General features: G+C 69.9%; 21 protein-coding genes and 1 riboswitch. Of the genes, 11 read left to right on the forward strand and 10 right to left on the reverse strand.

Translation table 11 applies throughout. The features are described from left to right. The first annotated feature begins 10 nt into the window (after window positions 1-10). The 3 genes from AB0N89_RS33700 to AB0N89_RS33710 all read left to right on the forward strand — a co-directional run bounded on the left by AB0N89_RS33700 (window position 11) and on the right by AB0N89_RS33710 (window position 4,062). Window positions 11-403, forward strand: coding sequence for a hypothetical protein (locus AB0N89_RS33700; protein WP_364213246.1), 393 nt, complete (start codon window positions 11-13; stop codon window positions 401-403). Between the two features lie 90 nt (window positions 404-493). After that, window positions 494-2,782, forward strand: a complete 2,289-nt coding sequence (gene secD / locus AB0N89_RS33705; protein ID WP_364213249.1) for a protein translocase subunit SecD — start codon at window positions 494-496, stop codon at window positions 2,780-2,782. Window positions 2,783-2,874: 92 nt separating this feature from the next. Continuing rightward, complete coding sequence (locus AB0N89_RS33710) at window positions 2,875-4,062, forward strand: cation:proton antiporter (RefSeq protein ID WP_364213252.1); 1,188 nt, start codon at window positions 2,875-2,877, stop codon at window positions 4,060-4,062. Window positions 4,063-4,249: 187 nt separating this feature from the next. Here AB0N89_RS33710 and AB0N89_RS33715 read toward each other — a convergent pair whose 3' ends face one another. Next, window positions 4,250-4,564, reverse strand: a complete 315-nt coding sequence (locus tag AB0N89_RS33715) for a hypothetical protein (protein ID WP_364213255.1) — start codon at window positions 4,562-4,564, stop codon at window positions 4,250-4,252. 222 nt (window positions 4,565-4,786) lie between these two features. Further along, window positions 4,787-5,584: a hypothetical protein gene (locus AB0N89_RS33720; protein ID WP_364213258.1), complete on the reverse strand. Its 798-nt coding sequence runs from the start codon at window positions 5,582-5,584 to the stop codon at window positions 4,787-4,789. Between the two features lie 162 nt (window positions 5,585-5,746). Here AB0N89_RS33720 and AB0N89_RS33725 point away from each other — a divergent pair, with 162 nt between their 5' ends. Both AB0N89_RS33725 and AB0N89_RS33730 read left to right on the forward strand, forming a co-directional pair. Further along, window positions 5,747-6,730: a LysR family transcriptional regulator gene (locus AB0N89_RS33725; protein ID WP_364213261.1), complete on the forward strand. Its 984-nt coding sequence runs from the start codon at window positions 5,747-5,749 to the stop codon at window positions 6,728-6,730. A 133-nt stretch (window positions 6,731-6,863) separates the two neighbouring features. Further along, window positions 6,864-8,192, forward strand: coding sequence for an alpha-lytic protease prodomain-containing protein (locus tag AB0N89_RS33730; protein ID WP_364213264.1), 1,329 nt, complete (start codon window positions 6,864-6,866; stop codon window positions 8,190-8,192). Window positions 8,193-8,564: 372 nt separating this feature from the next. Here AB0N89_RS33730 and AB0N89_RS33735 read toward each other — a convergent pair whose 3' ends face one another. After that, window positions 8,565-8,879 (reverse strand): multidrug efflux SMR transporter, encoded by a 315-nt coding sequence (locus AB0N89_RS33735; RefSeq protein ID WP_364213267.1) that lies wholly within the window; start codon window positions 8,877-8,879, stop codon window positions 8,565-8,567. A gap of 11 nt (window positions 8,880-8,890) precedes the next feature. Continuing rightward, a riboswitch (guanidine-III (ykkC-III) riboswitch) is annotated at window positions 8,891-8,958 on the reverse strand. Between the two features lie 79 nt (window positions 8,959-9,037). Beyond that, complete coding sequence (locus AB0N89_RS33740; protein WP_364213270.1) at window positions 9,038-10,252, reverse strand: MFS transporter; 1,215 nt, start codon at window positions 10,250-10,252, stop codon at window positions 9,038-9,040. Between the two features lie 83 nt (window positions 10,253-10,335). Here AB0N89_RS33740 and AB0N89_RS33745 point away from each other — a divergent pair, with 83 nt between their 5' ends. Continuing rightward, window positions 10,336-11,235 carry a LysR family transcriptional regulator gene (locus AB0N89_RS33745; protein ID WP_364213273.1) on the forward strand — a complete coding sequence of 300 codons (900 nt, stop codon included), beginning with the start codon at window positions 10,336-10,338 and terminating at the stop codon, window positions 11,233-11,235. 2 nt (window positions 11,236-11,237) lie between these two features. Here AB0N89_RS33745 and AB0N89_RS33750 read toward each other — a convergent pair whose 3' ends face one another. Then, a complete protein-coding gene (locus tag AB0N89_RS33750; RefSeq protein WP_364213276.1) occupies window positions 11,238-11,819 on the reverse strand; it encodes a TetR/AcrR family transcriptional regulator in 582 nt (193 codons plus the stop codon). Between the two features lie 60 nt (window positions 11,820-11,879). Between AB0N89_RS33750 and AB0N89_RS33755 the strand changes: the two genes are divergently transcribed. Beyond that, window positions 11,880-12,425: an SRPBCC family protein gene (locus tag AB0N89_RS33755; RefSeq protein WP_364213279.1), complete on the forward strand. Its 546-nt coding sequence runs from the start codon at window positions 11,880-11,882 to the stop codon at window positions 12,423-12,425. Here AB0N89_RS33755 and mptB read toward each other — a convergent pair. Further along, window positions 12,329-13,768 carry a polyprenol phosphomannose-dependent alpha 1,6 mannosyltransferase MptB gene (gene mptB / locus AB0N89_RS33760; protein WP_364213282.1) on the reverse strand — a complete coding sequence of 480 codons (1,440 nt, stop codon included), beginning with the start codon at window positions 13,766-13,768 and terminating at the stop codon, window positions 12,329-12,331. The genes AB0N89_RS33755 and mptB overlap by 97 nt on opposite strands. Window positions 13,769-13,879: 111 nt before the next feature. Here mptB and AB0N89_RS33765 point away from each other — a divergent pair, with 111 nt between their 5' ends. Beyond that, window positions 13,880-14,515 carry a DUF4230 domain-containing protein gene (locus AB0N89_RS33765; protein WP_364213309.1) on the forward strand — a complete coding sequence of 212 codons (636 nt, stop codon included), beginning with the start codon at window positions 13,880-13,882 and terminating at the stop codon, window positions 14,513-14,515. A gap of 245 nt (window positions 14,516-14,760) precedes the next feature. Then, a complete protein-coding gene (locus AB0N89_RS33770) occupies window positions 14,761-15,282 on the forward strand; it encodes an SRPBCC family protein (RefSeq protein ID WP_364213285.1) in 522 nt (173 codons plus the stop codon). Here the strand turns inward: AB0N89_RS33770 and AB0N89_RS33775 are convergent. After that, window positions 15,279-16,556, reverse strand: coding sequence for a cation:proton antiporter (locus tag AB0N89_RS33775; protein WP_364213288.1), 1,278 nt, complete (start codon window positions 16,554-16,556; stop codon window positions 15,279-15,281). The two genes, AB0N89_RS33770 and AB0N89_RS33775, sit on opposite strands and share 4 nt — an antisense overlap. Before the next feature lie 44 nt (window positions 16,557-16,600). Continuing rightward, window positions 16,601-17,803, reverse strand: coding sequence for a transcriptional regulator (locus AB0N89_RS33780; RefSeq protein WP_364213291.1), 1,203 nt, complete (start codon window positions 17,801-17,803; stop codon window positions 16,601-16,603). 158 nt (window positions 17,804-17,961) lie between these two features. Here AB0N89_RS33780 and AB0N89_RS33785 point away from each other — a divergent pair, with 158 nt between their 5' ends. Then, entirely contained in the window at window positions 17,962-19,779 is a 1,818-nt protein-coding gene (locus AB0N89_RS33785; protein WP_364213294.1) for an NAD(P)/FAD-dependent oxidoreductase, read from the forward strand. 4 nt (window positions 19,780-19,783) lie between these two features. Here AB0N89_RS33785 and AB0N89_RS33790 read toward each other — a convergent pair whose 3' ends face one another. Both AB0N89_RS33790 and AB0N89_RS33795 read right to left on the reverse strand, forming a co-directional pair. Then, complete coding sequence (locus AB0N89_RS33790; RefSeq protein ID WP_364213297.1) at window positions 19,784-20,578, reverse strand: SDR family oxidoreductase; 795 nt, start codon at window positions 20,576-20,578, stop codon at window positions 19,784-19,786. A gap of 44 nt (window positions 20,579-20,622) precedes the next feature. Continuing rightward, a complete protein-coding gene (locus AB0N89_RS33795; RefSeq protein ID WP_364213300.1) occupies window positions 20,623-21,585 on the reverse strand; it encodes a YafY family protein in 963 nt (320 codons plus the stop codon). A gap of 92 nt (window positions 21,586-21,677) precedes the next feature. On the opposite strand from AB0N89_RS33795, the gene AB0N89_RS33800 reads away from it, so the two are divergent. Beyond that, on the forward strand, window positions 21,678-22,241 hold the full coding sequence (locus tag AB0N89_RS33800; protein WP_364213303.1) for a DinB family protein: 564 nt from the start codon (window positions 21,678-21,680) through the stop codon (window positions 22,239-22,241). Window positions 22,242-22,374 lie beyond the last annotated feature (133 nt).

Genomic DNA, 22,374 nt, shown 5'->3' on the forward strand with positions numbered 1-22,374 from the left:
GGGAGTGTCGATGACGGTGGGGCGCCGGACGTACCGGCCTGCGAGGCAGGCCGTCCTCGTCCTGCTCTCCGCCGTGCTGACCGCGCTTGGCCTGTTCCTGGCCCTGCACTCGGGCGGTTCCGCCTCGGCGGACGAGTCGCGCGGGGCGAACGCGACGGTCGACTCCTCGGTCTCCAAGGCCGTCGCGCCGGTGCGGGCGATGGGCAGGCTCGCCGCCGAACCCTCGCTGCTGGGTGTGCACGGTCACGGTGACCTGCCTCTCTTCGGGACCGTCCCGCACGGGCCCGCGTCCACGACCCTGCTCCGCCTCAGCGGACTCCACGACGACGTCACCCCGCCCCAGCGCACGGCGAACCGCCTCGCGCTGGGCGATCGCGCTCCTCCTTCCCCGGCAGCCGTCTGAAGCTCCCGGGCGCGCCTTCCGCGTGCCCGGACCGGGAACCCGTGCGCGCCCGCTGCCGCGCGCGGATGAATTCATCGAGGAGAAACCGTCGTGCCGCGCGAAACCGCGCGGCGAGGCATGACCGGGCGAGCCGTCGTCTCGCTGGTCGTCCTCGCCGCGACCGTGTACCTGTTGCTGACCACCGCCCCACGCCTGGGGCTCGATCTGCGTGGTGGCACGCAGATCGTGCTGGAGACCAAGAACTCGCCCACCGTCACCGCCGACGCCGAGACCACCGACCGGACGCTCGAAGTGCTGCGCCGCCGGGTCGACGCGCTGGGCGTCGCCGAGCCCATGCTCGCCCGCTCCGGGGACAACCGGATCATCGTCGAACTGCCCGGCGTGCGGGATCCGCGCGAGGCCGTCGAGGTGATCGGCCGCACCGCGCAACTGTCCTTCCACCCGGTGGTCGGTGTCGGGTCCGTCCCCGGCGAGAAGCCCGACACCCGCGTCCTGCCCGACGAGGGCGGCCAGCCGATCACACTGGGACCCGCCGCGCTGACCGGCGAAGGCGTCGACGAGGCGCGCTCGTCGATCGATTCGCAAGGAGGCGGCGGCTGGCTCGTTTCCGTTGACTTCAAAGGGGATTCCGGTCGTGCCTGGGAGCGGCTGACCGGACAGGCGGCCTGCTCGCCGCCGGGTGACCCGACCCGCCGGGTGGCGATCGCGCTCGACGACAAGGTGATCTCGTCGCCCCAGGTGAGCCCGCAGGTCGGCTGCGGGGTCGGGATCGTCGGCGGGAGCACGCAGATCACCGGGCAGTTCTCCCCGGCCGAGGCGAAGGATCTGGCGTTGCTGATCAACGCCGGCGCGCTGCCGACGCCGGTCGAGATCATCGAGCAGCGGACCGTCGGCCCCACGCTCGGCGCCGCCGCGATCGACGCCAGCGCCCGCGCCGCCGTGATCGGCCTGGCGCTGACCGCGCTGTTCCTGCTCGCGGTGTATCGCCTGGCCGGGCTGATCGCCGTGGGCACACTGGTGGCGTACGCCGCCGTGTCCTACGCCGCCTTGCTCGCCGTCGGCGCCACCTTGACCTTGCCGGGGCTCGCGGGGTTCGTCCTGGCCATCGGCATGGCCGTCGACGCGACGGTGCTCGTCTTCGAAAGGGCGAGAGAGGAACACTCGGTCAAACGCGGCGGCTCGCTGCCGCGATCGGTCAGTCGCGGGTTCAGCGGCGCGTTGTCGGCGATCGTCGATTCGAACGTGACCACGCTGCTCGCCGCGGGACTGCTGTTCTGGCTGGCGTCCGGCCCGGTGCGCGGATTCGGGGTGACGCTGTCCATCGGTGTCGTCGTCGCCCTGTTCATCTCGCTCGTGCTCACGCGCCTGCTGCTGCATCTCACGATGCGCGGGTTCGTCGCGCGCAGATCGCGGCTTTCCGGGCTCACCCACGAGGGCAGGGTCCGCCAATGGGTGAACCGGCGTGATCCGGAGTTCCTCGGCAAGCCCAAGCGCTGGCTGATGGTCGCGGGCGCGGTCGTCATCGCCGCGATCGCGGGACTGTTCGTGGCGGGACCGAACCTCGGCGTCGAGTTCACCGGCGGCAGGGTGGTCGAGTACAGCACTTCGTCGCCCGCCGACGTCGAGCAGATCCGGGACGCGGTGTCCGACGCCGGATTCCCCCGCGCCGTCGTGCAGATGTCCGGTGAGAAGGACATCGCTGTCCGCACCGAGCCGATCGACGACGACGCCACCGAGCGGATCCGGACCGCGGTCGCCGGGGTCACCGGCGACGCCACCGAGATCCGCGACGAGCAGATCGGCCCGAGCCTCGGCGCCGAACTGCGCACCAAGGCGGTGATCGCGCTGTGCCTCGCGGTGCTGGCGCAGCTGATCTACCTCGCGGTGCGGTTCGACTGGCGGCTCGGGCTGGCCACGGTGGTCGCGCTCGCCCAGGACGTCCTGATCATCCTCGGGATCTTCGCCTGGCTGGGCAAGTCGATGGACGGCGTCTTCCTCGCCGCGCTGCTGACGGTGATCGGCTACTCGGTCAACGACTCGGTGGTGGTCTTCGACCGGGTGCGGGAAGTGCGGGGACAGCGGCGCAAGGAGCCGTTCCCCCGCGTCGTCGGCACGGCCGTGTTGCAGACGCTGCCCCGGACGATCAACACCGGGATCGGCGTGCTGTTCGTGCTCGGGGCGCTGCTGTTCCTCGGGGACGGTTCGCTGGCCGACTTCGCCCTCGCGCTCCTGCTCGGCCTCGTCGCGGGCACAGTGTCCACTGTGGCCACCGCGGGTCCGGTCGCGATCCTGCTCGACAAGCGGTGGCCGGGGGCCGGACGCCCCGTCCGCAAGGCGTCGCGGACCCGGGAGCGCGACGACAACGGCGCGGTGGTGTGATCGGCGTTCCTTTGTGGACCGCCGCGCTCCGCCCGGCCTCTATGCTCGTTCCCGGTGGCAGGGGATTCCACCGGGAACGAGGGGCGGGGTAGATGATCCAGAGCGTGCTCGTCGGCGCTGTCGTCGTGCTGGCTTGGACGATGACGGCGGCACGGCTGGAACGGTGGCAGATCACCGCGCCGATGGCGATGGTCGCGGCGGGGCTGGCGATCGGGTTCAGCACGCGCAACGATCTCGGCAACGGGCTCAACACGGAGATCGCGCTCAACGCGGCGGAACTGATCCTCGCGCTGCTGTTGTTCGTGGACGCGACCGCGGTCAAGGGCGGCTATCTCGGTCACGACGCCAAGACCGCGGTGCGGTTGCTGCTGGTCGCGCTGCCGTTGACGATCCTGATCGTCATGGGCGTCGGCCTGCTGGTGCTGCCGGGTCTCGGCTGGGCGGTGGTGCTGCTGATCGCCTGCATCATCGCGCCGACGGACTTCGCGCCGGCGACGTCGGTGGTGCACGACGTCCGGGTGCCCGAACGCGTGCGGCATCTGCTGAACGTCGAAAGCGGCTACAACGACGGCGTCGTCGCCCCGGTGTTCATCTTCGCGCTCACCCTCGCGGGGAGCAACCACCAGGCGAGCACGCCGGGCGAGGCGCTCCAGGCCGCGATCCCGGCGGCGTTGCTGGCCGTGCTGGCGGGTTCCGTCATCGGCGCGGTGGCCGCCGTGGCGATGAACCTGACCGGCAGGCACGGCTGGTCGACGCGGCACTCCGCGCGAGTCGCCGCCGTCGCGTTGCCGCTGCTGACCTACACCGCCGCCGTCGCGATCGGCGGCAACGGTTTCGTCGCCGCGTTCATCTGCGGCATCGCCTACAAGACCGCCCGGCACCCCGGCGAAGACGAACTCGGGCTCGCCGAGGACGTCAGCTCGCTGTGCGGGCTGCTGATGTGGTTCGTCTTCGGCAGCACGGCGGTCCTGGTGCTGTCCTTCGGCCTCACCTGGGGCGTGGTGATCGTCAGCGTCGTCGCGCTGACCGTCGCCCGGCTGATCCCGGTGCTGATCACCTTGCTGCGCACGGATTTCCGGTGGCGGGACCGGATGACCATCGGCCTGCTGGCGCCGCGCGGCGCGGCGTCGATCGTGTTCGGTCTGCTGGCCTACAACTCTCTCGACGGGGACGCGGCCGACGTCGCGTTGAGCGTGATGGCGGTGACCGTGCTCGCGAGCGTCGCGGCGCACGGTATCGGGGCTTCGGCGTTCCTGAACCGGAAAGCGAAGACCTCGTGAGTGGTGAGTGACGTTCACTGTCCCAGATCCCACACACGGCTCCGGGTCACGCTTGCGCTGGATGCCGGTGCGGTCGAGCGGGGAGGAGTCCGGCCGTTGGACGTGACCGGACGCCCAGCCCCGTGCAGGTCAGCGGCAGGCAGGCAAAGACCGGTCCGCCTTAACGGCACTCACCACTCGCGAGCGGTCAGGCGCTCATCGCCTTCTTGATCGCCGCTTCGAGCTCTTTCACCTGCTTCGAATTCATGCCGCCGTAGGTGAACGTGTTCATGTCCACCTTGTCGGCGTACATGGGAACGTCCTCGACGACCGTCTTGGACGCGCCGGGAACTTCGAAGACGAGCCTGCCAGGTTTGAACGCCGTCGGCGGGATGTTCTTGATACCGCTGATCTTCTCGACACTGAACGTGTGCTTCCGGTTGCCGAGTCCCTTGACGGCCGCCTTGATGGTGATCGTCCGGCCGCTGAAGCTGATGGATCGGCGTCTGGCGTGAATGTGCACGAACCCTCCCCTGGGTGCGAAAGCGGCACCTTATGGGCTGAGGAATCGACCGGACGAGCGCCGTTCCCGAAACGTTATCGGTGGTGACGGTGAGCTACGGCCGAGTGGACGACGCGGAGGCGATCCACGGCCCGCAGGGCTGGCCGACGCTGCCGGCCGGACCGCGGGACCGGGCGGCGGACGGATCTGCGCGCGGACCTGATCACCGGCCCGTGACGGCGATCAGATCGAAGCGGATCCGGTCACCACCTCGTCCGCGGAGGACAATGGCCACGGGGTGCCGTCCTCCCACAACCGTTCCGCCTCGTCCGCGAAGTACCGGTACCAGGGGGTGTCTTTCGGTTCCACTGTGAACACCGGCGCCGCTTCCCCGACGGGCCGGTGTTCGTAGTGCTGGACGCAGATCAGGCCCCGTTTGCTCGTGACGTCCAGGCAGTTGAAACCCGCGGACGGGATCCGCGACGACACCCGGACCTCCAACCGTCCGCTTGTCCTGCTGCGCAGCGAGGTCAATTCGTCCAAGGTGGCCAGGATTCGCTGCCGCGTCCGTCCTTGTCCGTGGCTTGGCGATATCCGGCGATCCGCGACTTCCACGATCGCTTCGTCGGTCGGATCCAGGACCAGTACCCGGATTCGTCCGCCCGATTCGAGTATCGACCGGATATCGCTGCGCATGCCCTGCACGGTCCTCGTCATCGAATGGCCGATGAGGAGGATGTCGAAGGCCTCGGCGCGCCGGGTTATGAGGTCCGCTGGGAACTCCGGTTCGAAGAGCGCCGCGGGGCCGCTCCGGTTCGAGTCCCGGACCTGTTCAGTCAGTCGCCGCGAGCGGATCTGCGAGAAGGCGAGCAGTGCCAGCAGCGCCGTCACCACGGACGAAAGCGTTTTGACGTCGGAGATCCCGGTCGCGCCGAGCACGGTGAACACCAGGGCGACGGCGCCCAGTACATACAGATCCAGGTTGTCGTCGGTGATCACACGCGCCAGCGATCGCCGGATCCGTCCACGTTCGTCCGCCACTGAACCCCCTCGTAGTCCGTTCCGTGGTGACAGTAACGGCCGGACGCCTTGGCATGTCCGGGATTGCTGACATCGATGGCATACCACGAACCAAGCGATACGAAGCCATTTGGCTCAACCGTTTGTCTGGTCCAGTCCAGTTATGTCTACTAACGTAGAGGGATGGAGCTGGAACTGCGCCACCTGCGCATCATGTGCGCGATCGCCGAACTCGGGAGTATCACCAAAGCGGCGAATACGCTCGGAATGGCCCAGCCTGCACTGACAGCGCAACTGAAGCGCATCGAACGGACACTCGGCGGGAAGCTCTTCCTGCGCGACCACACGGGCACCCGGCCGACCGCGCTCGGCCTCTTGGTGCTCGACAGGGCCAAGATGGTCCTTCCCGCAGTGTCGTCGTTGCACGACGAGGCCGCGCGTCTCGCCCAGCACGCCGGAACCGGTGAGCCGATGACCTTGCGGCTCGGCTCGGCGACCGGGCCGATGCTCGGGGCTCTGCTGCAACGCCTCGGCACTACCCATCCCGACATCCATGTCGCCACGCATACGTCGTGGTCGGCCAACAAACTCGCGGACATGACCGCCGAGGGCGCGCTGGACTTCGCCTTCGTCGGCGTCTGCGGTGACGCCGCTCCGCCGCCGGAGCCCGGTCTCCGCTGGCGGACGCTCGCGCATCATCCGGTGTTCGTGCTGATGTCGGCGCGGGACGAACGCGCGCAGCAGAACGAGGTCGAACTCGGTGACCTGGCGGACGAACGGTGGTGCGCGACGCCGGGCGACGGCTGTTTCGGCGACTGTTTCGCTTCCGCGTGCGCGCGGGCGGGGTTCACCCCGCGTTCGCTCTACGAGACCGACGTGCTGACCTGCATCGAGATGGTCGAGTCGGGACACGCGGTGGTGTTGTGTCAGCCGCTGTTCCACGAGATCCCGGGTATCGTGGCGGTCCCGATCGCCGGGAATCCGTTGAGCTGGCGGAATCTCGTCGGCTGGTCGGAACGAGGGGAGATGGGTCCCTTCGCCGCGGAGATGATCGCACTGTCCCGCGCGGTGTACGGCGAACTGATCGACCGGCGGCCGACCTACTCGAAGTATCTCGAGTTGAACCCGGGTTACGGCGTGGACTACACGGACGCCGGAGTGGGCTGACCTGCACGGAAGCCGTTGAAAGGTCCAGTCCACTGGGTGGATATGACCTAAATGGTATGTACCATTTGCAGCAGGTGCCTCGTACGGTCTGGACGAGATCTTCTTCCGGAACGTCGGTGAGGAAACGCCTGAAATGAACCGAAAGATCGTAGCGGCCGCCGCGGCGGCCCTTACCGGAGCCGGTCTGGTCACGGCCGTCGCGCTGACGCCGAGCGCCAGCGCCGGCGAGACCGTCACGGCGTCCGGCCAGGTGCAGTCCGAGATCGTCGCGGCCATGGCGCGCGATCTGAAGATCAGCCCGGATCAGGCCAGGACCCGGCTCGCCGACGAGCAGAAGGCCGCCAATGCCGACAGCGCGCTCAAGACCCGGCTCGGCCCGTCCTACGCCGGATCCTGGCTGGACGCGGCCGGATCCAAGCTGACGGTCGCGGTCACCGACGCGGCCCTGGAGGGCACCGTCCGCGCCGCGGGTGCGACCCCGAAGACCGTCGCTCGGAGCGCCGCCCAGCTCGACGCGGCGAAGCAGTCGTTGGACGCCAAGGGAATCAGCGCGCCGAAGAACGTTCCGGGCTGGTACGTCGACACCGTCACCAACTCGATCGTCGTCCTGGCCCACGCCGGTGGCGAGGCCGCCGCGAAGTCGTGGGCGACCGCGTCCGGTGTGCGCGCCGACGCCGTGCGGGTCGAGACCAGCACCGAAAGCCCGGTCCCGCTGATCGACGTCATCGGCGGCAACGCCTACACCTTCGGTTCGGGCCGGTGCTCGATCGGTTTCTCGGTCGAGGGCGGCTTCGTGACCGCCGGGCACTGCGGCACCACCGGCACGCGGACCTCGAACCCGAGCGGCTCCGTCGCGGGTTCCACCTTCCCCGGCAACGACTACGCGTGGGTCCGCGTCGACGCGGGCAACACCCCGCGTGGACTGGTCAACCGTTACCCGGGCACCGTGCCGGTGGCGGGTTCGCAGGAGGCCGCGATCGGCGCCTCGGTCTGCCGTTCCGGTTCCACGACGGGCTGGCACTGCGGCACCATCCAGCAGAAGAACGCCTCGGTGAGCTACCCGCAGGGCACCGTTACCGGCCTCACCCGGACCAACGCCTGCGCCGAACCGGGCGACTCCGGCGGCTCGTGGCTCGCGGGTGACCAGGCCCAGGGCGTCACCTCCGGTGGTTCCGGCAACTGCACCTCGGGCGGCACCTTCTACTTCCAGCCGGTCTCGGTGATCCTGAGCGTCTACGGCCTGAAGCTGGTGACCTCGGGTTCGAACCCGCCGTCCAGCACCACCACGACGCCGACCAACCCGACGTCGAACCCGCCCACCGGCACCTGGGCCGCCGGCACCACCTACACCGCGGGTGCGACGGTCACCTACGACGGTGTTTCCTACCGGGCCCTCCAGGGCCACACCGCTCAGGCAGGTTGGGAGCCGCCCAACGTCCCAGCGCTTTGGGCCCGCGCCTGACCGCCTAGCCGTCCGGGCCACACGCAGGGGTGCGCCCGGACCGACCGCCCCCGACGTCGTCCGTGCGTCGGGGGCGGTCCCCTTTTCGGTGCGAGTGGTCGTGAGTGGTATGTGTCGTTCTGGCGGACTCGTTTGTGGAGGATTCGGGACGTTGAGTGTCCCGGATCTTCCACGCACGGCTCCGGTGAGATGCCGGTGAGGTCGACGGGGGAGGATTCCGGACGTTCGACGGCCGGAATCCTCCCGCACCGTCGAGCCCGGCAACCGCAGGATCGCCAGTCCTGTGCAGGTCAGGCGCGGGCAGGTAGATACTGGTCGTTCTAACGACACTTACCACTCACGACCACCTGGACCGACGCCTCACTTTGCGGCTCAATGCAGGATTTTCAGTCCCACCACGCAGGCCACGATCCCCACGATCAGCAGGATCCTGGCCAGGGAAACGGTTTCCGCGCCCGACCACATGCCGTAGGCGACGGTGAGCGAAGCCCCGATCCCGACCCAGACCGCGTACGCGGTGCCGACCGGGAGATCCCGCATCGCGTAGGCGAGACCCACCATGCTCGCCACCAGGGTCACGCCGAAGACCACCGACGGCATGGGCCGGGACAAACCTTCGGATTTGCCGAGGGCGGTGGCCCACACGGCTTCCAGAACACCCGAGACGACAAGGACAAGCCACGACATGACGCGCTCCCAGAGCGCCGTCTTGTCGCTGGCCGGGTACGGCACCCACTCGTCCGGGGACCTCGATCACGAGGTTCCGATTCCAGGATCGCACACTTTCCGCGAGAGGTGCCCACGGGTTTGACGAGGATCACCACCTGACCGGCCACTGTGGACGGTCAGCGGGTCAGCACCTTGGGCGCGGACCAGGCGAGCAAACCTAGTTCCAGCACGGAGAATCCGATCAGCGCCCACGCGCTCGGCAGCCAGATAAGCGAGATGCCGACGAGGAGGATGGGCAGGACCAGCCCGGCGTAGGCGGCCAGGAACAGGGCCGCGAGGACCTCGCCGCGCACCGGTGGCTCCGCGAGGGCGGCGACGGTGGCCACCGACGCGCGGAAGCCCAGCCCGACGCCGGCGCCCGCCGTGATCCCGCCCGCGAGGAACAGCCAGAGCAGGGACGTCGTCACCGCGACCGGCAACGCCACCAGCCCGGCCACCATCAGCACGAGGCCGAGCCGCAGCTGGGTCCGCCTGGCCAGTCCGGCGAAGACCACCTGCGCCGAGGCCGCCGCGACGAACACGGAGAACGACGCGAGCCCGGCCAGCATCCGCGAACTCTGGTGCATCCCCTGCGCCAGCAACGTCGGCGTCAGCGCCATGAACAGTCCCGTGATCGCGAAGGCCGCGAAGGCGCCGATCGCCGCGCCGAAGAAAGCGGGCCGCGCGCCCGACGGCAGCGAGACGCGCTGTGGCCGGTACGCGGGCCGTTCCTCGGCGCGTTCCACCGTTTCCGGCACGAGCGCGACCGCGATGGCCGCGGCGAGCAGCAGGACCAGGAAGAACACGAACGGCGTGGTGAGCGGTTCGGCCGAATAGCTCGCGAAGAGACCGCCGAACAGCGGTCCGAGTGCCAGCCCGCCCATGTTGACCACGGTCGCGATCAGTCCCGCGCGGCCGTGGTCCTCGCTCGGCCGGGCGACGGCGCGCAGTTCGGACAGGTGCGCGGTGGCGGTCGCGGTCAGCGCGCCGATCCCCGCGCCGCCGACGAACCTGGCCAGGATCAGCCCGGGAACGTCCGGCCACGCCAGGAAAAGAGTGGCCGACAGCGCCTGGGTGAGAGTCGCGGCGAGGATCACCCGCCGTCGTCCCAGCCAGTCGCTGACATGGCCGGCGAGGTACAGGCTGCCCATCACCCCGACCGCGTACGCCGCGAACACGATCGTCACGACGTAGGTCGGGAAGCCGTCACGCTGCTGGTAGAGCACGTAGAGGGGAGTGGGGACGGTGGAGAAGGCCAGGGAGGCGGCGTACGCGGCCGCGATGACCCAGAAGCCGCGGCCATGGCTGATCCGCCGGAGCGCGGGACGGGGGAGGGTGGCACTGGTGAGCATGTCTCCACTGTGGATCCCCGGATCAACCATGTCCAACGAACAATACTGGTCACAGTTATCGGATTTTGCGATAATCGCTGCTCGTGGAGACCCGCCAGCTCGAATGCTTCGTCGCCGTCGCCGAGGAGCTCAGTTTCACCCGTGCCGCTCGACGGCTGTTCGCGGTGCAGTCCACCGTCTCGGCGACGATCCAGGCACTCGAAGGCGAGCTGGGCGTCAAGCTGTTCGACCGGTCGACGAGGCGCGTCGCGCTTTCCCCGGCGGGCTCGGTGTTCCTGCCCGAGGCCAAGGCCGCGCTGGAGGCCGTCGACAGGGCGCGAGAGGCGGTCGCCGACGCCTCCGCCGGCCTGCGCGGCACTCTCCGCGTCGGCACCTTGACCAGCGTCGGGGACCTCGACCTGCCTGATCTGCTCGGCGCGTTCCATCGGCGATACCCGCTGGTCGAGCTGCACGTCACGGTGTCGATCACCGGGTCGACCGGACTGGCCGAAGACCTGCGCCAGGGCAGGCTCGACGTCGCCCTGCTCGGCCTGCCCGAATCCGATCTCGCCGGGCTCGACTCCAAGCTGGTCGGCTCGGCGCCGTTCGTCGTCGTGCTGCCCGACGGCCATCGGCTGGGTGACCGGCCATCGCTCACCTTGGCGGACCTCGCGGGCGAGTCGTTCGTGGACAATCCGCGCGGCTTCGGCAACCGGGTCGCCCTCGACCGGGCCTTCGAGGCGTTCGGGGCACCGCGGCGGGTCGTCGTCGAGGTCGCCGATCTGCGCGCCGTGCCCGCTTACGTGGCCGCGGGACTCGGCATCGCCGTCGTGCCCGATCTCCGGCTGCTCGCGGGGGTCCGGACGATCCCGCTCGACGAACCCGGTCTCGTCTGGCCGCTGGCCATCGCCACCCGCGGCGAGCGGCCGCCCCGGACCGCTCGCCTGCTGCTCGACCTGATCGACGGCGGGGAGTTCTCCATCGCGATCCCGGTCCGGCCCTGAGCTCAGCCCGTCAGCAGCGTGCGGGTCGTCCTGGCCACCAGCTCGACGGTGCGCGGCGGCGGTGCCTCGCTGCGATCGAGATGTCTCCTCACCGCCGCGTAGGGGAGATCCACGAGAGCGAGCGTCAGTTCGTCGGTGCTCCGGCCGGTCAGCGGACGCAGCCGCCGGACGACCTTGGTGATCGCCGCGTCGAGCCGGTGGTTGGCGTCTTCGGCGCGGACGCGGTCTTCGGCACTCCAGTCGTCGACGCCGAGCGCGCGGTCGCCGCCGTAGAGCAGTTTCCCCTCGGCGGGATGCGCTCGGCACCAGCGGACGACCTGGGCGGCGGCTTCGACGGCGGCTTCCGTGACGGGCTCCTGTCCGAGGGCTTCGAGATAGCCCTCCTGGAAGCGGGTCAAGGTGCGGAGCCAGACGGCGGCGAGCAGGGCCGGACGTCCGGGGAAGCGATGGTAGATCGACCCGCTCGGCGCGCCGACTTCGCGAGCGACGGCCGACATGGTCACCCCTGCGACGCCTTCAGCGGCGAAGATCCGCACGGCGGCGTCGAGGAAGTCGTCGGCGGTGTGCCGCGGTGGCCGTCCCATTTTCAGAGACTATCCTCTACTATCGTTTTAGGGGAAGGTCTCTAGAACTAGGAGGACGCTATGCGGGTATGGAACCGGCATTCCAGGATCGTCGACGTGGCGCAAGAGCGCGTCGGCGCGTTGATCGACACGCTGTCCGCCGACGACGATCGGCTCTGGCCGGTCGACGCGTGGCCGCCGATGCGGTTCGACCGGCCGCTCGGCGTGGGAGCCGTCGGCGGGCACGGCCCGGTGCGGTACCGCGTCGAGTCCTGGGAACCCGGGAGATCCGTGAGGTTCCGGTTCACCGCGCCCCGCGGCTTCGACGGATTCCACGAGTTCACGACGCGTGCGGCGGAAAGCGGTGGGACCGAGCTCGTGCACCTCATGGTGCTGAGGCTCCGGCATCCCGCCTGGCTCACCTACCCGCTGCTGTGGCGGCCGCTGCACGACGCCTTGCTGGAGGACTGCCTGGACCGCGCCGAGCGTGACCTCACCGGCACGGTCCGGGAACCCGCGCGGTGGGGTCCTTACGTCCGGCTCTTGCGGAACCTGATCTCCGGCAACAGGTTCCGTCGCTTCAGGAAGTACAGGGTGCCGCCGATGAGCACGACGGCGATCAGGTAGCCCAGCGCCAGGGACACGGCGCCGCCGTTCGCGGGCGGCAGCAGCACGCCGAACAGCGCGCTGATCCCGGCGAGGATCCACCGGCCGCGGTCGGTCGTCAGGCTGACCGCGAGCAGCGCGACCGTCCACAGGAGATACCACGGCTGCACGACCGGTCCGAGCACCAGCATCGCGGCGAAGGTCAGCCCCGCGCCGTAAAGCGGGTGCATCTTCTCCCGGTAGGTGAGCCACAGCAGCCTGGCGCCGACGGCGAGACCGAGGATCGCGCCGCCGAGCGAGAACACCTTGATCGCGCCGTCGGTCAGGTCGGCTCCGAAGATCTTGCCCACCCCGCCGACGAGGAAGCCGAGTTCGTTGGTGGGCGCCATCCAGCTGTGCACCTGGCCGGAAACCCCGGAGAGCACCCGGACCCAGCCGAACCCGAGACCGCTGCCGAGCGAGATCGCCACGGTGACCGCCGCGAATCCGGCGGGCAGGCCGAGCGCCACCGCGACCCTTCCGGCGGGCGTCGCCCGCCGGAAGAGATCGACACCGACGAACAGCAGGCCCGCGACGGCCACGATCTTGATGTTCGCGCCCGTGCTGACCGCGATCACCCCCGCCGCGATCAGCGCGGGCCGGGCCGCGCCGGTCTTCGCGGCGCCCATGAGGACGAGTTCCAGCCCGGCCACCATCAGCCCGACCATGAGCCCGTCGTTGTGCACACCTGCCACGATGTGCCAGAGCACCAGCGGGTTGAGCAGCGCCAGCCACAACGCGATCGTCGGTGAGACCCCGACGCGGCGGGCGAGCCGGGGGAGCGCCCACGCCAGGAGCGCGATGCCCGCCAGCCCCAGCAGCCGGTGCAACAGCGCGGTCGGGACGAAGGCGTCCCCGGCGATGTGGGCGATGGCGCGGGCCAGCGCGACGAACGCGGGACCGTACGGCGCGGGCGTGTCCCGCCAGTAGTGACTGACCGCGAGCGTCACCGGCGAATCGGCGCCGAGCGCCTCCGCCGGTCCCACGAGATAGGTGTCGAACCCCTTGGCCGCGATCAGGCCTTGCGCCAGATAGCTGTTGATGTCACCGCTGAACAGCGGGCGCGCGAACAGCAACGGCGCGCACCACGACACCGCCATCCAGTACAGCCGCCGTTCGGGCAGCCCGGCCGCGAGCCGTCCGACGCCCAGCCATGCCAGCACCAGGGTGGCCATCCCGGTGACGCCCAGCGCCACCACCAGCACCGACGGCAGGCCGATCCCGGAGGTGACCAGCACGAGTACGGCGATTCCGAGGAAACCCGCCCAGTGCGGCACCGAGATGTTCAGCCCGGTCTTCTCCGGCGCGGGCAAGACGTTCTGCATGCGGCCAAACTACTCCAAGTGCGGAATCCGGTTCCGCCGATCGTCCGAGAAACCGGTTCCGACGCTTCGAGACGACGTCCGCCGGGTACTCCACGCGCTGGAAGGCGGGTGGTGGGCGTGAAGAAACGCTGGGTGCGCCTCGGGGCGTTCGTCCTGGCCGGAATCCTGATCGTCGGCGCGGCTCTGCAGATAGCCGGGCTGCTGCCGAAGCTCGACCCGTTCGGAACGTCCACTGTGGACCGATCGCAGCCGGCGGTGCTCAAGGCGGTCCGCGATCTGAGCCAGTACCACGCGGCGGTCGGCGACTACCAGGTCGTCGTCGACATCGAGAAGGACGTCAAATGGGTGCCGTCGGCCATCGCCGGGGAGCGGACCCTGTTCGTGGCCGCGGGCTCCGTCGACGCGTACGTCGATTTCGGACCGCTGGTGGAGAATTCCCTCACCGTCTCGGAAGACCGGCGCTCGGTCGAGGTGCGGTTGCCCGAGCCTCAGTTGGCGAAACCCGCCTTGGACAACGAGCACAGCTACATCTTCGGCCAGGAGCGCGGTCTGGTCGACCGGCTGTCGGCGCTGGTGTCGGTGCCGGACCAGCAGCAGTTCCACCTCGCCGCGGAGAAACGGATCGGGGAAGCCGCGCAGCGCTCCGGCCTGCTCGAACGGGCCAAGGCCAACACGAAGGCGATGCTCACCGGACTGTTGCAGGCGCTGGGCTTCCAGGTCACCTTTGCCGCGGAACCGACCAGCTGACCCACCGAGGGCCGCTTCGTCCTCTGCGCGTCGGCGTCCGCAGGTTCGAGCCGAGCGTGTGGGTTCGCTTGCCTGTGCCGGTTTCCGGTGTCGCGAAAGTGGCTTTCACAACCTCCGAAGCCGACACGCCGGCGAGCGGGCGCACCTGACCCACCGGATTTATGCGAATGTGCGCGCTTTCCCCGGCCGGTCTTGACCGGTCGGCCTCGTGCTGGTGCGCTGGCGAGGCCGACCGGGAGGGCACGATGGTGACGAGGCCGCGAGACAAACTGACCTACAGCGAACCGATCGCGACCGGCGAGATCACGATCTCGGCCGCGCCCGACGAGGTGTACCGGCTCATCAGCGATCCCGTCGCGATGGCGGAGTGCGCCGAAGAGCTGTGCAAGGCCCGCTGGATCCGCGGCGCGACCGAGGCGCGCGTCGGGAACTGGTTCGCGGGCAGCAACCGCAACGGCGTGCGCCGCTGGGTGACCCACGCCGAGATCACCGAGGCCGACCCGGGGCGCCGGTTCGCCTACCGGGTGCGCACCCCGTTCTTCGTGCCGATTTCCCGCTGGGAGTACGACATCAGCCCCGACGGCGACGGCAGCCGGGTCACCGTGACGAACTGGCTGCGGGTACCGGGCTGGTTCGTCCCGCTCGCCATCTTCATCACCGGTGAGCCCGACCGCGTCGAGACCAACCGCGCCAACATCGCCACCACCTTGACCCGGGTGAAGGCCCGGATCGAAGGCCGGGAGTGGCGCCGCGATCCCTGCGTTTAGTCCTCTGAACGCGTTCCGGCCTCATCGGTCCCGACGTTCTGCATCCCCCGGTTCTCGAGTCTGCGCATCACCGGACCGGACAGGAGACCGTGCACGAGGACCGACACCGCGATGGTGAGCGCCGTGACGCGCCAGAGCGAATCGGCCATCGGGAAATCGCCGTGCCCCAGCGCGTACGACAGGTAGTAGAGACTGCCGATCCCGCGGATGCCGAAGAACGAGATCGCCCTCGCCGCCGGCCGGGTCGTGCCGCCGCGGATCAGCGCCAGCCCACCGAACAGCGGGCGCACGATCACCACCGCCGCGACCGCCACCAGGACCTCGGCGAGGGTCAGGCCGTCGAGGAGCCCGTCGCCCAGCGCGACACCGAGACCGAGCAGGGCCAGCGCCACGAAGAGCCGTTCCAGCTGGTCGCCGAATTCGTGCAGCACACCGTGGTATTCGTGCGACCGCTCGCTGGCGCGGATGGTCGCGGCGGCGGTGAAGACCGCGACGAAGCCGATGCCGCCCAGCCATTCGCACACCGCGAAGGGAAGGAACGCGATGGCCAGCACCACCAGTCCGTCGGAGTACTCGCCGAGGCGCAGTCGTTCGTGCCGCACTCGGAACATGAGCCAGGACAGCAAGCGGCCGCAGGCGAGGCCGACCAGGACGGCGATCGCGAGGGGTGCGAGGACCTCGGTCAGCAGCCAAGGCACGGGCGACGTCGTCGCCGTTCCGGCCAGGACCAGGGCCAGCAGGACGAACGGCATGGCGAGCCCGTCGTTGAGGCCCGCTTCCGAGGTCAGCGTGAACCGGATCTCGTTGTCCGCGCCGCGTCCGTCGTCGGTGTGCGGCGCGGGCACCTGGACGTCGCTCGCCAGCACCGGATCGGTCGGTGACAGCACGGCTCCCAGCAGCAGCGCGGCGGCGGGGGACAGGGCGAGTGCCCACCAGCCGAGCAGGGCCACGGCGCAGACCGACAACGGCAACGTGATCGCCAGCAACCGCCAGGTCGAACTCCACGACCGCCAGCCGATCAGGCGGTCGGACTTCAGCCCAGCGCCGACCAAGGACACCAGTACGCCGAGTTCGGTGATCACCTCGACGGCACCCACGTGCGACCTCGGGTCGAGGACGCCTTCGCCGTAAGGGTGCCCGAAGGGGAGCAGCCCGAAGAGCAGCCCTCCCAGCAGCAGGATCAGCGGCATCGACAACGCGCGTTCGTGCAACAGGTTCGGCAGCACCGCGGCGCACAGCGCCAGAACGCCTGCCCCCGCGAGCAAGATCTCCATCCTCGCCGGATACCCTGCCCGGGCCTTCGGCAACCAGGCGCGGTTCAGCCGCCGACTTCGAGTCCTTTGTGGACCGAGAGTTCGATGCCCGCGGCCAGCCGGTACGGCCGCGTGTCCACAATGGCGCCCAGCAGCCGTCGCAGCCGGGAGACCTCGGCGCGGACGGTGACGAGGTGTTCGGCGTCACCGTAGAGGGCCCGGCTGAGCGCCTCGGCCGAAAGCCCGGCCGGACCCGCCGTGCGCAGGTGCACCAGGATCCCGGCGTGCCGCGGTGTCACGGTGCGGACCCAGCCGACGTCGCCCGACCGCATCCGCAGGATCGGCGCGTGCCCGAGTTCGAGATCGAGCCGGACCCGGCGCGCGGTGTCGGCCGGGCGCACGAGCCAGCCTTCGGCCAGCCGTTCGGGCAGGCAGGCGCCCAGCCCGGGAACGGCGACGATCCGGCCCTCGACGGGGGCGGCGATCCGCGCCCCGGGCGCGATGCCGGCGGAGTGGGCCACCCAGCCGTCGTCGTCGACCAGCAGCGCGGGGCCGCCCGTGCCCGCCACCACCGGTTCGGCGGTCCGGCGCAGCCTGTCCAGGCCCTGCTGGTGGTGGCGCCAGAGTTCGGACTCGACCAGCCGCCGCCCGGTCTCCACCAGCGCGGCGATCGCCGGGTGCAGGGTCAGCGCGGGGCCGCTGACGTCGATCACGCCGAGCAGCTCGCCGGTGCGCGGATCGTGCACCGGCGACGCGGTGCAGTACCAGGGGTGCTGGCCCTGCTCGAAATGCTCCCCGGCGAGCAGTTCCACCGGCGCGGCCTCGGCGAGCGCGGTGCCGATCGCGTTGGTGCCGACCCGGGTCTCGGTCCAGTCGGCGCCCTCGGTGAAGCCCAGGGTGTCGGCGCGGCGCTTGACCGCGGTCGAGCCCGCCCGCCAGAGGATGACGCCCTCGGCGTCGGTCACCACCAGCAGCATGTTCGCGGTGTCGGACGTCGTCCCGAGCACCTGTCCGAGGTCGTCCACGACATGCCGCAACGGTGAGACGCGGCGACGGCGGGTGACCTCGTCGAGCGGCACGGAATCACGGGTGTTCACGCCGTCGGCGGCGAGCCCGAGGCTCAGCGCGCGCGACCAGGACCGCGACACCAGCGGCCGCGGCCGGACGCGCGGACGGCCGCCGCCGATCACGGCTTCGTGCATCCGGACCAGGTCACGGGCGTGCATCGGCAGGTCGGCGCCGGGCGGGACCGAGCTGAACACGCTCACAGGCCACCTCCGCACCATCGCGTCGACCGACCAGCATAGGTCGGCCGGAGCGGACGCGCCAAGGAGTCGCGGTGCAACACGCTGCAACCCTTGCCGCTCCGCCCGCCCCCGGCGTGTGATCGGGGTAACAGCCGAAACGCCGATGGTGGGGAGTGGTCATGACACAGACGGTGGACCGGATCGAGGCGACGGGCTCGCCGCAGGCTCGGGTCGACGCGTGGCTGAGCCGGTTCGAAGCGGCCCTCGCCGCCCGTGACGCCGAAGCCGCCGCCGCGCTCTTCGCCGTCGACAGTTACTGGCGTGACCTGGTCGCCTTCACCTGGACGATCAAGACGGTCGAAGGCCGCGACGGCGTCACGGACCTGCTCGGCGCCTGTCTCGACCGGATCGAGCCGTCCGGGTTCCGCACCACCGAGACGCCGACCGAAGCCGACGGCGTGACCGAAGCGTGGCTGGAGTTCGAGACCGCGACCGGCCGCGCGAAGGGGCACTTGCGACTGAAGGACGAAGGCGCCTGGACGCTGCTGACGAGCCTTCGCGAGCTCAAGGGTTTCGAGGAGCGACGCAACGAACAGCGGTCCAAAGGTGTCGAACACGGTGTCGTCCGCGGCCGGAAGTCGTGGGCCGAGAAGCGCGAGGAAGAGCAGACGCGGCTCGGCTACGACGAGCAGCCGTACGTCGTCGTCATCGGCGGTGGCCAGGGCGGTATCGCGCTCGGTGCCCGGCTGCGGCAGCTCGACGTGCCGACGCTCGTCCTGGAACGCAACGCGCGGCCGGGCGACTCCTGGCGCAAGCGGTACAAGAACCTCTGCCTGCACGACCCGGTCTGGTACGACCACCTGCCCTATCTGCCGTTCCCGGACAACTGGCCGGTGTTCGCGCCCAAGGACAAGATCGCCGACTGGCTGGAGATGTACACGCGGCTCATGGAGGTGCCGTACTGGACCAGCACCGAGGTGACCTCCGCGTCCTGGGACGAGGAGAAGCAGCGGTGGCTGGTGACCGTCGTCCGCGAGGGCGAGGAGCTGGTGCTCACGCCGCGGCACGTCGTGTTCGCGACCGGGATGTCCGGCAAACCGAACCTCCCGTCGTTCCCCGGGATGGACGACTTCGAAGGCGACCAGCACCATTCGTCACAGCACCCCGGCCCGGACGCCTACGCCGGCAAGAAGGCCGTCGTGGTCGGTTCCAACAACTCGGCGCACGACATCTGCGCGGCGCTGTGGGAACACGGCGCCGACGTGACCATGGTCCAGCGATCCTCGACGCATATCGTCAAGTCGGATTCCCTGATGGACCTCGGCCTCGGCGACCTGTACTCGGAACGCGCGGTACAGGCGGGGATCACCACCGACAAGGCGGACATGATCTTCGCGTCGATCCCGTACCGGATCATGCCGCAGTTCCAGATCCCGGTGTACGACGCGATCCGCGAGCGGGACAAGGATTTCTACGCGCGACTGGAGGCGGCCGGGTTCCGGCACGACTGGGGCGACGACGGATCAGGCCTGTTCCTGAAGTACCTGCGCCGCGGGTCCGGCTACTACATCGACGTCGGCGCGTCGGAACTGGTGGCCGACGGGAAGATCAAGCTGGCGCACGGCCAGGTCGACCACCTGACCCGGGACGCGGTGGTGCTGTCCGACGGCACGGAACTCGAAGCGGACGTCGTCGTCTACGCCACCGGCTACGGCTCGATGAACGGCTGGGTCGCGGACCTGGTCGGGCAGGAGACCGCGGACCGCGTCGGCAAGTGCTGGGGCCTCGGCTCGGACACGACGAAGGACCCCGGTCCGTGGGAAGGGGAGCAGCGCAACATGTGGAAGCCCACCCGGCAGGAGGGGCTGTGGTTCCACGGCGGGAACCTGCACCAGTCGCGGCACTATTCCCTTTACCTCGCGCTGCAGCTGAAAGCGCGCTACGAGGGCATCCCGACGCCGGTGTTCGGCCTCCAGGAGGTGCACCACAAGTCGTGAGGGATCACGGCACGATGGAGTCGACGTAGCCTCCGTCGACGCGGACCGCGGCCCCGGTGGTGGCCGAGGCGAGCGGGGAAGCGAGGTACACCACCAGGTTGGCGATCTCCTCGGGTTCGATGAGCCGCTGCAGCAACGATTGCGGCCGGTGCAGGCGCATGAATTCGCGCTGTGCCTCGTCCCACGGCAGATCCTTGTCGACCAGCTGGTACACGAAGTCCTCGACACCGCCGGTGTGGGTCGGGCCCGCGATCACCGAGTTGACCGTGACGCCCGACCCCGCCGCGGTCTTGGCGAACCCGCGGGAGACGCCGAGCAGCGCGGTCTTCGACACTCCATAGTGGATCATCTCGGCGGGGATGACGATCGCGGAATCGCTGGCGATGTACTGGATCCGGCCCCAGCCGCGGCCGGTCATCCCCGGCAGGTACGCGCGGGTCAGCCGCACCGCGGCGAGGACGTTGACCTCGAAGTACCGCCGCCATTCGTCGTCGGTGATGTCCAAAGGGGACTGAGTGCCGAAGATGCCGAGGTTGTTGACCAGGACGTCGGCGTCGGGCACCGCCTCCAGAACCCGGGCGGTGCCCTCGTCGGTGGAGACGTCACCGGCCGCGGGGACGACGTCGGCGTCCGGCACTTCGCCGCGCAGGCGGTCGATCGCGGACGCGACGCCGGATTCGCCCCTGCCGTTGACCGCGACCCGGGCGCCTGCCCGGGCCAGCCCCGCGGCGATGGCGAAACCGATGCCCTGCGTCGATCCGGTGACCAGGGCCGTTTTCCCACTCAGATCCAGTCGCATGGCCACAGTCTCGCGCAGAAGATCACCGGGCGCAGCTCACGCATTCAGTCGGCTGAACGCGCGGCTTTCGCGTATCGGTGCGCCAGAACGGCGAAGGCTTCCTTCAACTCGGCCGGACCGACGACTTCGATGTCCGCCTCGAACCGCCCGATGCTCGCCGCGAGTCCGGTCCACGACCACGAACCCAGCGTCAGACGGCAGCGGTCCGGCCCCACCTCCTCGACGACGCCGTCGCGGACGTAGTGGGCGACCGTCGCGGCGGGCAGGTCGAGGATCACTTCGCCCCGGCACGGCCAGTCGCCGGTGTCGGACGAGCCACGGAACCGGCTCGCGACGAAGGTGGCGACGTCGGGGACGGGCAGTTCACGCGGGGCGAACCTCGGACCGGCCGGCGTGCGCGGGCTGATCCGGTCGGCCCGGAAGGTGCGCCAGTCCGCGCGGTCGAGGTCCCAGGCGACGAGGTACCAGCGGCCGTGCCAGGTGACCAGGTGATGCGGTTCCACCCGGCGCGGGAGATCGGCGCCCGCGTAGTCGAACCGCAGGACCTCGCGGGCGTGCACGGCCGCGCCGAGCGCCAGCAGGACGTCGCCGTCCACGCGGGGATCCGCCCGGCTCGCGGGAGACTCGACGGCGGTCACCCGCAGGGTGTCGATCCGGCGCCGCAGCCGCGAGGGCATCACCTGCCGGACGGTGTGCAGCGCCCGCATCGCCGCCTCTTCGATTCCCGCGCCGCTGGTGGTGGCGATCTGGAGCGCGACGGCCAGCGCGACCGCCTGGTCGTCGTCGAACAGCAGCGGCGGCAGTTCGGATCCGGCGTCCAGGCGGTATCCGCCGTCGGGACCCTTGACGGTCGCGATGGGGTAGCCGAGCTCGCGCAGCCTGTCGACGTCGCGCCGCACGGTGCGCGGGCTGATGTCGAGCCGCTCGGCCAGCAGCGCTCCCGGCCAGTCGCGGCGGGCCTGCAACAGCGAGAGCATCGACAGCAGACGCGCGGAGGTCTTCGGCATGTTTCCCATGATGCCCGCAGTAGCGGCCACACCCTGTCCTCTACCTCCGCGAGAGTCGTCTCGTGCCAGAAAACGACAACACGGAGGGCCCGATGACCGCCACGAACCTCGACGCCGAACGCGCCGACCTGCTCGAAGCCCTCGACACCGTCCGCGCCACGCTGACCACCACCGTCCAGGGACTCACGGACGGCCAGCTCGGCGAGCACCCGACCGTCAGTGAGCTGAGCCTCGGCGGCCTGATCAAGCACGTCGCCTCGATCGAAGAGATGTGGCTGCGGTTCGCGGTCGACGGTCCGTCCGCGATGACCTACGACCTGCCGGAAGGCGTCACCTGGGCCGACCTCGGCGCCGGGACCGCGCGGGAGTACCCGCAGTGGGCGATCGACCACCGGAACAACTTCACGATGCTGCCCGGCGACACGCTCGCGTCGATCCTCGAGCGCTACGAGCAGGTGGCCGCGCGGACGAAGGAGATCGTCACGTCGATCCCCGACCTGTCCACGACGCATCCGCTACCCGAGGCGCCGTGGAACCCGCCGGGCGCGGTGCGCAGCGTGCGGCGGGTGCTGACGCACGTCATCGCCGAGACCGCGCAGCACGCGGGGCACGCCGACATCCTGCGCGAGAGCATCGACGGCCAGAAGTCGACCTGACTGAAGGGTCCCTTTGAGACAGGTGTGTCGATCGTCGGGTCCGTGAAGGCCTCCTTGAGGGACCCAGAGTCCCTCAAGGAGGCCTTCACGGACCCACGTGACAACCGCCCCCAGCCCCCCCCCCAACCCCCCA

This window comes from Amycolatopsis sp. NPDC089917, assembly GCF_040684635.1.
Lineage (GTDB): Bacteria > Actinomycetota > Actinomycetes > Mycobacteriales > Pseudonocardiaceae > Amycolatopsis.